This window comes from Streptomyces sp. NPDC055140, from assembly GCF_053607285.1.
This window is the reverse complement of the sequence record NZ_JBSGTG010000029.1, coordinates 23,264-36,395: the sequence shown is the minus strand read 5'-3', so window position 1 is coordinate 36,395 and position 13,132 is coordinate 23,264. Positions and strand designations below refer to the sequence as shown.

General features: G+C 70.5%; 7 protein-coding genes. 1 reads left to right on the top strand and 6 read right to left on the bottom strand.

The window, feature by feature from the left end:
* Positions 1-289: 289 nt before the first annotated feature.
* From ACWFR4_RS37960 to glgA, 6 genes are all read right to left on the bottom strand, one after another.
* Positions 290-1,249, bottom strand: a complete 960-nt coding sequence (locus ACWFR4_RS37960; RefSeq protein ID WP_453468239.1) for a TrmB family transcriptional regulator — start codon at positions 1,247-1,249, stop codon at positions 290-292.
* 46 nt (positions 1,250-1,295) lie between these two features.
* Positions 1,296-4,955: a S8 family peptidase gene (locus tag ACWFR4_RS37955; protein ID WP_453656340.1), complete on the bottom strand. Its 3,660-nt coding sequence runs from the start codon at positions 4,953-4,955 to the stop codon at positions 1,296-1,298.
* Between the two features lie 304 nt (positions 4,956-5,259).
* Positions 5,260-6,666, bottom strand: a complete 1,407-nt coding sequence (locus tag ACWFR4_RS37950; RefSeq protein ID WP_453469427.1) for a wax ester/triacylglycerol synthase family O-acyltransferase — start codon at positions 6,664-6,666, stop codon at positions 5,260-5,262.
* A gap of 158 nt (positions 6,667-6,824) precedes the next feature.
* The gene (locus tag ACWFR4_RS37945; RefSeq protein WP_453656339.1) at positions 6,825-9,170 is read right to left on the bottom strand and encodes a GH92 family glycosyl hydrolase; all 2,346 of its coding nucleotides are present in this window, start codon (positions 9,168-9,170) and stop codon (positions 6,825-6,827) included.
* Between the two features lie 153 nt (positions 9,171-9,323).
* The gene (gene glgC / locus ACWFR4_RS37940) at positions 9,324-10,544 is read right to left on the bottom strand and encodes a glucose-1-phosphate adenylyltransferase (protein ID WP_453467813.1); all 1,221 of its coding nucleotides are present in this window, start codon (positions 10,542-10,544) and stop codon (positions 9,324-9,326) included.
* Between the two features lie 48 nt (positions 10,545-10,592).
* The gene (glgA, locus tag ACWFR4_RS37935) at positions 10,593-11,756 is read right to left on the bottom strand and encodes a glycogen synthase (RefSeq protein WP_453656338.1); all 1,164 of its coding nucleotides are present in this window, start codon (positions 11,754-11,756) and stop codon (positions 10,593-10,595) included.
* A 152-nt stretch (positions 11,757-11,908) separates the two neighbouring features.
* Here glgA and ACWFR4_RS37930 point away from each other — a divergent pair, with 152 nt between their 5' ends.
* Positions 11,909-13,102, top strand: coding sequence for an RNA-guided endonuclease InsQ/TnpB family protein (locus ACWFR4_RS37930; protein WP_453467809.1), 1,194 nt, complete (start codon positions 11,909-11,911; stop codon positions 13,100-13,102).
* Positions 13,103-13,132 lie beyond the last annotated feature (30 nt).

Sequence of the window (13,132 nt, the reverse complement as noted above, 5' to 3'; positions counted from 1 at the left end):
CTGCGTTCCTCGCGTCACTCGGACCGCGGCGTGCTGTGAGTGACCGCGATGCTCCCAAAAGGCGGGACCTTACAACCTGCTGTCGACATTCCGCCAAGTGGGCAGTTTATCCCGCTCCCGGGCCCTACCGGGAACGCCGGTCCTGGACCTCGGTCCGGTGCGGCCGCGCAAGCAGGGCGAACCCCGACAGGGCCACGGCCGGGGCGCGACGTCCGTGTGACCGAAGACACGTGATCCGTAAAGCGGCGGGCATCGCGCCCGCCGCCCTGACAACCACCCATCGCCCCCCCTACAACCACCCCCTGTCCCGCGCGTACCACCCCAGCTGGATGCGCGAGTCGGTGCCCGCCAGGTCCATCAGGCGGCGGATGCGGCGCTGCACGGTGCGGCGGCCCAGGCCCGTGTGGTGGGCGGCGGAGGCGTCCGTGTGCCCGGCGAGCAGCAGGGCGAGCAGTCTGCGGTCCTCCTCGTCGGGGAGTTCGTCGGCCGTGGCGGGGCTCGGCGTGAGCCGGCCCGCGCCGTCCTCACGCAGCCGCACCGCACGCTCCCACTGCAGCTCGAAGAGTGTGATGAGGGAGGTGAGCAGCCCGCCGGGGCGCACCAGCAGGACCCCGTCCCGGTCGCCCCCGCTCGCGTCGAGCTGGACGACGGCGAGGTCGTCGTCGGTGATGAGCAGTTTGCAGGGCAGCTCGGGTGTGAACCGGATCTCCTGGCCCCGGTCGAGGGAGGCCCGGATCTCCTGGGGCGCCCCGGGTTCGTTGAGGACGGCGCGCTCGATGACCAGGCGTTCGCGGACGCCGCGCCGGCTGAGGTCCGCCTCGTCGGCGTCGCTGGTGTCCTGGACGCCGATGACGGCGAAGGGCGGCTTGGCGAAGAAGCGGACGTCGCCGCGGGCACCGCGCAGCCGGTGCTGGATGAGGCGCCCGACGCGCTCGCGCCCCCGCACCACTTCGAGGGCCGGGCCGGCGGTCGCGGTGCGCCTGCGGAAGACCTCGGTGAGCTCCTCGACCCCCGCCCTGGCCTGGAGCACGGCGCGCTCCTGGGTCAGCACCAGTTCGGTGAGGGCGAGTTGGGGTGATACGGCCGTGAGCAGACCGTCGGCCTCATCGGCGAGTCCGAGGGCGCAGAGCCGGGCGGCGGCCGGGTCGCGTCCAGCGTCCGCGGGCCCCTCTTCGACGAGGCGCCGGTAGAGCTTCTCCTCGTCGGCGCCGAGGCCGAGCCCGCCGAGCGATCCTGGTGCATCGGTCATGCACCGATCATCGCTCAGCGGGCCCGGTCCTGATCAAGGGCCGAAATCAGCCCTGCTCGTCGCACCACATGTCGGGGCAGCCCGAGTTATAGGCGTCGGTCAGGGTTTCGGTGAGTGCGGCCCCGGAGGTGTCGGTGGCTGTGGTGCGCAGCGACACCTTGGCCGTACCGGCGGCCGGGACCGTCACCTTCCAGTGCCCTCCGTCACCGCGCACCACGTCGGCCCGGTGCCAGGTGGCACCGTCGGTGGCGTACCAGACCTTGAGCGAGGTGACGGGCCTGTCCCCCTTCGCGGCGCCGACCGTGTACCTCAAGTCGTCCTTCGCTCCTACCGAGTTGGTGCCGCTGAGCGGCAGGTCGTAGTCGAGGTCGACGAGCCGGGCGGGTGTGACATGTGCCGCGTGGCCAGAACGCAGGCGCCACTCGCTGGTGATGCGGGTGCCGAGGCGCCACGTGACCGGGTCGCCGCCGTCGCGCTGGGCGTCGACGGTGAGGCGGTACCAGCGGTCGCCGCGCGGCAGGTCGAACACGGCCTGGCCCGGGCGGTCGTTCTTGTCGACGACGGTGCCGTCGTCGGCGGCGAGGACCGTGGTTCCCTGGTCGGCCTGGGGCGCGTACTCGGACTGGTGCCCGGCCGCGTCCGAGAACACCGGGAGCGCGACCCGGAGTTTGTCGCCGTCCCGCATGACGGAGCTGTCGCCGGGCGCCGGGTTGAAGGGCGCCGACATCCAGTCGTCGGCGTAGGTGCGGCCCGCCTCGTACACGGTGGGCGCGGTCAGCAGGGTGCCCAGCGGGAACACGGTATCGCCGATGTCGTACTGGTAGTGGAAGGTCGCCGTGGTCCACGGCACGCCCGGCGTGACGTAGACGTCCTGTGCGGCGGGCACGCGGTAGCGCGTCATCTGCTGCACGAGCCGCAGGCCGTGCCAGGTCGTCCAGGCGTAGAGGCCCTTCGGGTCGCCGGGGTAGCCGTGGGTGCGCTCGGTGGTGCGGATGCGGGCGAGGTCCGCCCGGCGGTCGTACCAGTCGGCGCCCGCGGGGATCGCGCCGTCGCTCTTGTGGAAGAGGAAGTACGCGGTCGGGGAGGTGTCGACGCCGTCGACGGTCAGCGTCAGCGGGCCCTGGGCGAGCCGGTCCTTCAGCAACGGCATCGACTCCGCGTTCACGGCGGCGATCGGTGTCGGCTTGTACACCGACAGGCCGTAGCCCTGGTACAGGATCAGGGCGACGCCCGCGTCCGTGAGCTTCTGGTAGATCGGGTTGTTGACCGAGGGCGAGGACTTCGTGGGCTGCCACAGCACGATCGCGCCCTTGAGGTCCTTGCCTGCGAGCTCCTCGTCCGTGCCGCCGCCGATGTCGGTGACCTTGCCGGTGACGCTGCCCGTCCAGCGGTAGATGCTGTACTGCGACAGCTGGAGCCCGAGGTCACCGGGCTTTCCGCCGGGTTCGTGCGCATCGATCTCACGCTGCTGCCAGGACGTGCCGCCGAACAGCATCAGCCCGTCGTAGGTCTCCCCCTCGGGGGTCGGCACCACCTGCACCGCGTACGGTCCCGCGGCGCTGGTGGCGACAAGGCCGGTGTCGCCGCCGCCGAGCGAGGAGACGAGGCCGGTAGCGCCGCTGGTGGTGGTGCGTACTCCCGAGTCATCGACGCCCATGTGTACGGGCTTCGCGCCGTCGGTCGACAGCCGCACGGTGGCGTTCTCGCCGAGGGTGATGTGCCGGACGGAGTGGATCGCGGTCAGGCCCACGACGGTCCTGCCGACCTTGTCGTACTCCCAGGTGCTGACGAGGAGTCGGTAACTGCCGCGCGGGAGCGTTGCGTTGCGAGATCCGGTGCCGCTGACGCCGGTGAGCAGGGAATCGCCCGTCTTCTCGTTCTGGACGACGACGGTGGTCGAGGTGTCCTCGGCGCCCTCGCGCGGGGCAGGCCCGGTGAGGGTGAGGACTCCGGTCTCGTCGGCGGCCGTCACGGACACGGGGACGCTCACGTGTCCCTTGCCGGGCCAGTCGGCGACGACGTGCCCGCCGAGCGAGGCACCCGCGCCCACTTGCGCGAGGGCGAGACGCACCGTGGTGGTGGCGGTGCCGCGCGCCGGGACGGTGACGCTTTCCTGACCGGGCTTCACCAGGTCGCTGTCGGAGGTGACGTGGAGGCGGACCGCTTTGCCGGTGGTGTTCGTCCAGGTGATCTCGCGGGTCTCGGCAGTGCCCGACGCGCGGGCCGCGAGCGTGGCGGGTGCGGCCGTCACCTCGGCGTCCAGGGACGCGGGCACGTCGACGAGCCCACCGCCCGTCTCGTCGACGGTGGTGCCCCGCACGTCGGACGCCGCGCCGACCAGGGCCGACTTCAGCTGCTGTCCGGTCCAGGACGGGTGCTTCTGCTTGAGCAGCGCCGCCGCGCCCGCGACATGGGGTGTCGCCATCGACGTGCCGGACAGGGACGCGTACGAGGAGCTGACCGCGGCGTCGCCGAGGGTGCCGGCGGCGCGGGCCGCGACGATGGAGCTGCCCGGCGCGGCGATCTCCGGCTTGACCGCCCAGCGGCCCTCGCGCGGGCCGCGCGACGAGAAGGACGACAGGGCCCCGGACTTGGTGACGGAGCCGACGGTGAGGGCCTCGTCGGCGGCGCCGGGCGCGCCGATCGTGCGGTCGCCGGTGTTGCCCGCGGCGATGACGAAGAGGGTGCCCTGCTCGCGGGAGATGCGGTCGACGGCTGCGGACATCGCGTCGGTGCCGTCCGAAGCGCGATTCGCGCCGAGGCTCATGGAGACGATGCCGGCGCCCTGGTCGGCCGCCCACTCCATGCCGGCGATGATCCAGGAGTCGTAGCCGCGGCCGCTGTTGTCGAGGACCTTGCCCTCGACGAGGTCGGCGCCCGGGGCGACGCCCGCGTACCGGCCGCTCGACGCCGCGCCCGTCCCGGCGACGATCGACGAGACGTGGGTGCCGTGGCCCTGGCGGTCCTGGACGCCCTCACCGTCCTCGGTGAAGTCCTGTTCGGCGACCACCCGGCCCTTGAGGTCGGGGTGCCCCTTGTCGTAGCCGGTGTCCAGGACAGCGACCTTAACGCCCTTGCCGGTGGCGCCGCGCCGGTGGGCCTCGTCGGCGCCTATCTGCGGCACGGACTCGTCGAGGCTGGCCTTCACCCGGCCGTCGAGCCACACCTTGCCGATGCCGGCGGAGCGGGCGGCGGACGACGTGGTGGCCAGCTGCTCCCAGACGGCACCCGCGTTCTTCTTCGGTACGGAGAGCACGGCGGCCCGCGCGGTGTCGAACCGGTCGGCCACGCGCGCGTGCTCGGGTGCCCGGGGCCCGCCCGCGACGGACGGCGCGTCGCCGACGACGAGGCGCAGCGCGCTCGTGTCCCCGTCGCCGTACCCCGACGCCACGAGCTCGGTCACGTCGAAGAGCCGCTGGTCGACGTGTCCGCGCTCGATCTGCTCGGCGGCGTCGATCGGTACGGCGTACTCGTGCCCGTCGACATGGTGGCGTGTGAAGCCCATGCCCTCGCGCCCCTCGCCGGGCACGATCCGTTCGATCTGGAGCGAGTTGCCGGTGCCGCTGTAGGTGACGACGTCACCAGTGAGGAGAGTGACGGTGTGGCCGCCGGTCGGGGTCGCCTGGGCGCCCGGGTCGGCGAAGACGGGCGCGTCCCCGGCGGCGGTGGCGGGTATCGCCGCGCCGACGAGCAGGGCGGCGAGCACCGAGGCACCCGCCGCCGACCATCTGCCGCGCCGTGCGGACCGCTTCGCGCCGCGTGGCGAACCGACCGTGAAGCCGGGTCTGTCTGCCGAGCCGGGCCTGTCTGTGGAGCTGGGCTTTTCTGTCGAGCTGTGTATCGGGGGCCGCGCAGAGGGCACTTGCCACGAAGAGGGCACTGTCCAACTCCCTTGTCCACCTGGTCGGATGGACGGAAGGATTCCAGCGCGGAGGCCCGTGCGGGGCGCCCGGAGCGGGCGGAAAGGCGCCGTGGCGCCAAGCCGCCACGCGACGGGCTGCCGGACCCTGTCAGACGGGCCGCTCCTGCACCTCGCAGGCCCGCACGAGGGCCGCGAGCTCCTCGCGGATCCCGGCCGCGAGCACGTCCAGGTCGGGGACCGCGGCAGCGTCGGCGACCAGGCCGTAGTGGACACGCCCTCGGTACGTCGACACCGCGACCGCGAGGGACTGCCCCTGGGCCAGCGGCGCCAGGGGGTAGACCTCGGTGAGCGGGCAGCCGCCGAGCCGCAGGCCGAGGCTCGGCAGCGGAACGCTCGTGACGAGGATGTCGAACAGGAGCCGGGCCGCCTGGGCGACGACGGGCCCGCCGATCAGGTGGCCGAGCGGCGGCACATGGTCGGCCAGCAGGGCCACGGCGCCGGCGCCGCGCTGCGGGCCCGCGTCCTTGTTGTGGTCCATGGCCGTGCGAACCGAGCGCAGCCGGGCGAGTGGGTCACTCTCGTCGACGGGCAGTTTCACCAGGTAGCCGGAGAGCCGGTTGCCTTGGGGGTGGGCGGTACGGGGACGGCGACGCGAGACGGGGATCAGGGCCCGTGGGCGCACCCCTTCGCTGCCGTTGCCTCGCTCCTCGAGCCAGCGCCGCAGCGCCCCGGCGACGACGGCGATGAGGACGTCGTTGACGGTGCCGCCGACCGTCTTGCGCACCCGGTGCACATCGTCGAGCTCCAGGACGACGCCCTCGGTGCAGCGGGTGCCCGTGGCGTTCGAGGAGAGGGCGGGCGAGGTGTGCACGTCCCAGGTGGCGCGGACCACGGAGGTGCCGATGTCGAGGGCCGTGACGGCGCTGGAGGCACTGTCCCGCAGGAGTCCGGGGAGCTTGCGCGGGTCGAGGTCGCCGAGCCGGAGGTCGCGCATGCCGGGGAAGGGCAGCCGGAACCCGCGGGGCGCTTCGGCGGCGGGCGCCGTCCGGGAGACGGGCAGATCCATCGGGTCCATCACCCCGGCGGCGAGCGTCAGCGCCCGCAGTCCGTCGGCCAGCGCGTGGTGGAACTTGAACAGGACGGCGAACGAGGTGCCGTCCGCGCCCGGCAGGACATGCGCCTCCCACGGGGGCCTGGCCCGGTCGAGTGGCCGCTCCATCAGGGCACCGGCCGCCGCGTGGAAGTCCGCGGTGGGCTCGCTGAGCCGTACGTGGTCGAGTGGATCGAAGTCGGGTACGGGCACGCGCGCCGCGCCGCCCACGGGGATCCGCACCCCCTGGATGCGCATGCGCAGGCCGGGGACCGCGGGGGCGCGGGCGGCGAGAAGCTCCACCGCGTGCCGGGCGTCGCCCGGCGACCCCGCGGCGAACACCCCCAACGCGCCCAGGTGCATCGGGTGTTCGGCGGTCTCGATGTTCCAGAACGCCAGGTCGAGTGGCGCGAGGAGGTCCGGGCTCGGCGCGGGCCGAGAGTGCTGGGACTGCTGAGAGTTCACTGAGGCCGCTCTCGCGTCGACGACTGGGGAAAGCAGTCAACCGCTCTCCAGTGATTACGGTCAAGTACGATCAAGCTACACACAGTAAACAACAGATTAAGACCCGCCCCTTCGGTGAAGGGGCGGGTCTCGTGGTGCTGGTGGGGCGTGTGGTGCTGTTACTTCAGCGCGGGCGGCGCCGCGTCGGCGGAAGTACCCCAGGTGGAGGGCTTGTCGCCGACCGCGAAGGACAGCTCCCGGAGCCCGCGGATGTCATCCGTCGTCAGATACGTCTTCCCGAAAGTGGTCCCGTCGGTCTGCGCCGACTGGATGTATCGCGCCGTATCCGACGTCCCCGGAGCCTTCACCGCGAGGCGGCCGTTCGGGTAGTAGCGCCGGTCGAGGGTCACGTCCACCCGCTCGAAGACCGGGGTCGACAGGCCCCAGGTGTCCGTGCCGGGCTGCACCGGGAAGATGCCGATCGACGACAGGACGTTCCAGGCGGACATCGTCCCGAGGTCGTCGTTTCCGGTCATGCCGGTCGGGGCGTCCGTGAAGAGCGTGAGCGCGGCGTGCACCACGTCCGTCGTCTTCCAGGGCTGGCCGGTCGAGAGGTACGTGTAGGGCGCGATCAGGTCGGGCTCGTTCTGCGGGTTGTACTTGTCCGCGTTGTAGTAGTCGTAGGGACCGTTGACCCACACCTCACGGGCGGTCTTCGCGGGGTCCTGCACCAGCTGGTCGTACGCGAAGAACGAGTCGAGGCGGTCGTTGGCCGACTTGGTGCCGCCGATCAGGCCGACCATGCCGGGCAGATCCTGCGGGACCAGCCACTGGTACTGCCAGGACGTGCCCTCGTGGAAGCCCTCGCTCTTGGCGGGGTCGGCCGGGCCGGTGAAGGTGCCCGCCGCGTCCCGCGCCCGGAAGAAGCCGGTCGAACTGTCGAAGATCTTCCGGTAGTTCTGCGCCCGCTGCGTGTACCGCGCCGCGTCGTCCTTGTGGCCCAGGTCCTTCGCCATCTGCCCGAGCATCGCGTCGGACAGCGCGTACTCCAGGGTCGCGGAGGCGCCGTGGTCGTAGTCGGAGTCGCCCGGTTTCACATGCGCGCGGTCCTTGATGTACGGCGCGAAACCGTCCGCGATGTACTCCTTGTTGGCCTCACGGCCGACCGGCGCGGAGTCGGCCGGCGGGACCCCGTCGGCGTTCTTCTTCAGCGCGCGGTACGCCTGCTCCTCGTAGCCCTTGAGCAGACCCTGCTGGTACGCGTTGGTGAGGAACGGGGTGACCGGGTCGCCGGTCATGATGTTCGTCTCGACCGTGCCGTAGCCCCACTTGGGCAGCCAGCCGCTCTCCTCGTCGATCTTGATGACGGAGATCGCCATGTCGCGGGACTCACGCGGCGCGAGCAGCGACAGGAGCTGCGCCTGCGTGCGGTAGGTGTCCCACAGGGACCAGTTCTGGTAGTACGTGTAGCCCTTGGCCCGGTGGATCTTCTGGTCCCAGCCGGTGTAGCGGCCGTCGACGTCGCTGCCGATGTTCGGCGCGAGGAACGAGCGGTACAGGGACGAGTAGAAGGTGCGGCGGAGCGTGTCGCTGCCGCCCTGCGCCTTGACGTCGTCGAGCCGGTCCTCCCACGCGGCCTGCGCGGCGCGCTCGACGCGGTCGTACGAACGGCCGCCCTCGGAACGGAGGTTGAGCGCCGCGCCCTTCGCGTCGACGTACGAGATCGCCGTGGTCGCCTCGACGCTGCGGTCCTTGGAGGTGTCGAAGCGCACGAACGCGCCGCTGCGCTCACCGCCGGCCGTCGACTCCTTCGAGCCCTCGGTGACCGCGTCGCCCTTCCACGTGCCCGAGGTTTTGAACGGCCGGTCGAAACGGGTGATCGTGTACACCGTGTACGGCTTGGTGTCCTGGCAGAAGCCACTGCCCGTGATGGCCGTGCGGACGGTGCGGTTGTCGAGGATCTCGACCTTGGTGTTCAGGGTCTTGTGCAGCGACTGGCCGGCGTTGATGAGGACGTTGGCCTTGTCGGTGGCGGGGAACGTGTAGCGCTGCACGCCGGTCCGCTTCGTCGCGGTCAGCTCGGCCTCGATGCCCGTCTTCAGGCCGACCTTGTACGAACCCGGGCTCGCCTTCTCGTCGTCGTGGCTGAACTCGGCCGCGTACTTGGCGTAGTCGGTCGACGTGATGTCGCCGGTCGTGGGCAGCACGGGCAGATCGCCGCCGAGGCCGCAGCCGACACCGGACAGATGCACGGTGGAGAAGCCACGGATGTGGTTCTCGGAGTAGTCGTAGCCCGTGTTGTGACCCGTGTCGGGCGAGAACTGCACCATGCCGAAGGGCACGGCGGCGCCCGGGTAGGTGTTGCCGTCGTTCTCGGTACCGATGAACGGGTTGACCAGATCGGTGAGCCGGCCCTCGTCGGAGGCCGCAGCCGCCTGGGCCGACGGCACGGCAAGCGCACCGCCCAGGAGCGCGGCCGCCGCCACCGCCGTCCCCGCTCCGCGCAGCCGTTGGGTCCATCTCATGGCGAGACCGCCTCCTCGAGTCCTAGACAACGTTGTCAAAGCGCAGCGCGATCATTCTTCTGTCACGTGCGTGCACTCGTCAAGGGACACGACAGCGGGAGCCTGCGAACAATGCATGGCAGACGGAACCCGCGGACGAGAGGTCAGGAACCGTCAGGCCACGACCTGTCGGCCCTTGCCCAGCGCGATCACCCCGCCCTTCGACACGGTGTACAGCTCGGCGTCCCGCTCCGGGTTGACGCCGATGGTCGCGCCCGGCGGGACGTCCACGTTCTTGTCGAGTACGGCTCCGCGCACCACGGCGCCCCTGCCGATCCGGACGTTGTCGTGCAGGACCGAGCCCTGGACGACTGCGCCCTCCTCGACGGTGACGCCCGGGGACAGTACGGAGCGGGTGACCTGGCCGCGGATGACGCAGCCCGGACTGACGATCGACTGGCCCGCGATGCCGCCCGCGCAGAACTTGGCGGGCGGCAGCTGCCCGGGGTGCGTGTAGATGGGCCAGCGCCGGTTGTCGAGGTTGAAGGCGGGCTTGTCCGAGAGCAGGTCGAGGTGGGCCTCGTAGTACGCGTCGAGGGTGCCGACGTCCCGCCAGTAGCCGTGCTCGTGGGGCGTCTCGCCGGGGACGTGGTTGCCGTCGAAGTCGTAGAGCTGGGCGACGCCGCGCTCGGTGAGCATCGGAAGGATCGAACCGCCCATGTCATGAACGGAGTTGGGCGTCTCGGAGTCCTGCTGCAACGCGTCGATGAGGGTCTTCGTGGTGAAGACGTAGTTGCCCATGGAGGCGAACACCTGGTGCGGGGAGCCGGGGATGCCGGGCGGGTCGGCCGGCTTCTCCAGGAAACGGTCCACGCGCGTGCCGTCACCGGCCGGAGTGATGATCCCGAACGCCGAGGCGTCCGCGCGGGGTACGCGAATGCCCGCGACCGTGACACCCGCACCACTCTCGATGTGCTGCTGGAGCATCTGACGCGGATCCATGCGGTAGACGTGGTCGGCGCCGAACACCGCGATGTAGTCGGGCTGTTCGTCCTGGACCAGGTTCAGGGACTGGAGGATGGCGTCCGCGCTGCCGAGGTACCAGCGCGGGCCGAGGCGCTGCTGGGCCGGGACAGGCGTGACGTAGTTGCCGAGCAGGCTCGACATGCGCCAGGTCGTCGTGACGTGCCGGTCGAGCGAGTGCGACTTGTACTGGGTCAGCACGCAGATGCGCAGGATGTCGGCGTTGACGAGGTTGGACAGGACGAAGTCGACGAGACGGTACGTGCCGCCGAACGTGACCGCCGGTTTCGCCCGGTCGGCGGTGAGTGGCAGCAGGCGCTTGCCCTCCCCGCCCGCCAGTACGATCCCGAGCACCGAAGGTCCACCGCGCATCCCAGCCCCCAGCTTCACCTTGAGGATCTAATTGGCCTTGTTGACGGACTACTTCGCCTTGAGGATCTCGTCGTACACCTCGGCCGTGCGCCGCGCCACGATGTCCCAGCCGAACTCGCGCTCGGAGCGCTCACGTCCGGCGGCGCCCATGCGGGCCGCCTCTCCGGGGTCGGCCACCAGCCGGTTCAGGGCCTGCGCGAGCCCGCTCTCGAACGCCTGCGGGTCCCGCTCCTCGTAGGGCACGAGGAGGCCGGTCGTCCCGTCGGCGACGACCTCGGGGATGCCGCCGACGGCGGAGGCCACGACGGCGGTACCGCACGCCATCGCCTCCAGGTTCACGATGCCGAGGGGTTCGTACACCGACGGACAGACGAACGCCCGTGCATGAGTGAGGAGTTGAACCACTTCGGTGCGGGGCAGCATCTGCGGGATCCAGTGGACGCCGTCCCGCAGGGCGCGCAACTCGTCCACCAGGGTGCGGAATTCACGCCCGATGGCGGGGGTGTCGGGGGCTCCGGCGCACAGGACCAGCTGCGCCGACGGGTCCAACTCCTTGGCCGCCCTCAGGAGATGGGGAACGCCCTTCTGCCGGGTGATGCGCCCGACGAAGACGACGTACGGGCGCTCCTGGTCGATGCCGATGCGGGCGAGGACGTCCGTGGCGGGGTCGGGGCGGTAGAGGGCGGAGTCGATGCCGTTGTGGACGACGCGGACTCTCGCCGGGTCGATCGCCGGATAGCAGGCCAGGATGTCGTCGCGCATGGCTCCGGAGACGGCGATGACCGCGTCGGCCGCCTCGACGGCGGTGCGCTCGGCCCAGCCCGACAGGGCGTAGCCGCCGCCGAGTTGCTCGGCCTTCCAGGGGCGCAGCGGTTCGAGCGAGTGCGCGGTCACGATGTGCGGGATGCCGTGGAGCAACTTGCCCAGGTGGCCCGCGAGATTGGCGTACCAGGTGTGGGAGTGGACGAGTTCGCGGCCTTCGAGCGCTGCGGCGATGGACAGGTCCACGGAGAAGGTGCGCAGTGCGTCGTTCGCCCCGTCGAGCGCCTGCCAGGCGCGGTGCCGGCGCAGCCCTTCGGCGCCGCCCTCGCCCCAGGTGTGCACGTCGAGGTCGACGAGGGACCGTAACTCCCTTGCGAGGAACTCGACATGGACGCCCGCGCCGCCGTAGACGTCCGGCGGGTACTCCCGGGTAAGCAGCCCCACTCTCATCGGATACCTCCGTGGATACTCTGCCCTTCAGGGCGGAGATGAATCGGACTCCTGCGGAGCAGGGCAGCGGGCTGGGATTCGCGGCCAGTGTGGATCGCAATGCTGTGACCCGCAGGTTTGAACGTCAGGTGTGGCGACGGTAGTTTGCGAGTGTGACCACGAGCCAGGTGAGGCGGGCGTTCAAGTACCGCTTCTATCCGACGGATGCGCAGGCAGCGGAGCTGTCGCGCACGTTCGGATGCGTGCGGAAGGTCTACAACATGGCGCTTGCCGCCCGGACCGAAGCGTGGGCGCGGCAGGAGCGGATCAACTACAACCAGAGCTCCGCGATGCTGACGGCGTGGAAGAAGACCGAGGAACTGGCGTATCTGAACGAGGTGTCGTCGGTCCCGCTCCAGCAGGCCCTGCGGCACCTGCAAGGAGCGTTCACGAACTTCTTCGGCAAGCGGGCTAAATACCCGCGCTTCAAGAGCCGGAAGAAATCGCGGAAGTCCGCCGAGTACACCACCTCGGCGTTCCGTTTCAAGGACGGTGAGCTGAGACTCGCGAAGATGAGCGAGTCCCTGCGCATCGCGTGGTCGAGACCGCTGCCGGACGGTGCGAGCCCTTCCACGGTGACCGTGTCGCAGGACGCGGCCGGACGCTGGTTCGTCTCCCTGTTGTGCGACGACCCCAGCATCAAGCGCCTGCCCACCACTGATGCCGCCATCGGCATCGATGCCGGTCTCGACCACCTCCTGACCTTCTCGACGGGCGAAAAGATCGCCAACCCGAGGCACGAGCGCCGCGACCGGGTCGCCCTTGCGAAAGCTCAGCGCAGGCTGGCGAAGAAAACCAAAGGCTCCGCGAACCGGACCAAGGCGCGGCGCAAAGTGGCCAAGATCCATGCCCGGATCGCAGACCGCCGACGCGACGCTCTCCACAAGATCACCACTCGGCTCGTGCGCGACAACCAAACGCTCGTGATCGAGGACCTGACCGTGCGCAACATGGTCAAGAACGGGAAACTGGCCCGCGCCATCAGCGATGCCGCGTGGTCTCAGTTCCGGAGCATGCTGGAGTACAAAGCCGCCTGGTACGGGCGTGAGGTGATCGCCGTCGACCGGTGGTTCCCCTCCTCGAAACTGTGCTCCTCCTGCGGCACCTTGGCTGACGAGATGCCGCTCAGCGTCCGTACGTGGACGTGTGAGTGCGGCATGACCCATGACCGGGACGTGAACGCAGCGAAGAACCTTTTGGCCGCCGGGCGGGCGGTTGCAGCCTGCGGAGCTGATGTAAGACCTCAACGGAGTTCTCCGGGCGGGCAGTCGGCGATGAAACAGGAAACCTCACGGCGCGAGCCGTAAGGATCCCCTCCCTGAAGGGAGGGGAGCGTC

What these genes read in the sequence shown, in the direction of transcription:
- ACWFR4_RS37960 (WP_453468239.1), bottom strand. Translation starts at nt 1,249, where the DNA reads ATGACCGATGCACCAGGATCGCTCGGCGGGCTCGGCCTCGGCGCCGAC.
- ACWFR4_RS37945 (WP_453656339.1), bottom strand. Translation starts at nt 9,170, where the DNA reads ATGAGATGGACCCAACGGCTGCGCGGAGCGGGGACGGCGGTGGCGGCG.
- glgC (WP_453467813.1), bottom strand. Translation starts at nt 10,544, where the DNA reads ATGCGCGGTGGACCTTCGGTGCTCGGGATCGTACTGGCGGGCGGGGAG.
- glgA (WP_453656338.1), bottom strand. Translation starts at nt 11,756, where the DNA reads ATGAGAGTGGGGCTGCTTACCCGGGAGTACCCGCCGGACGTCTACGGC.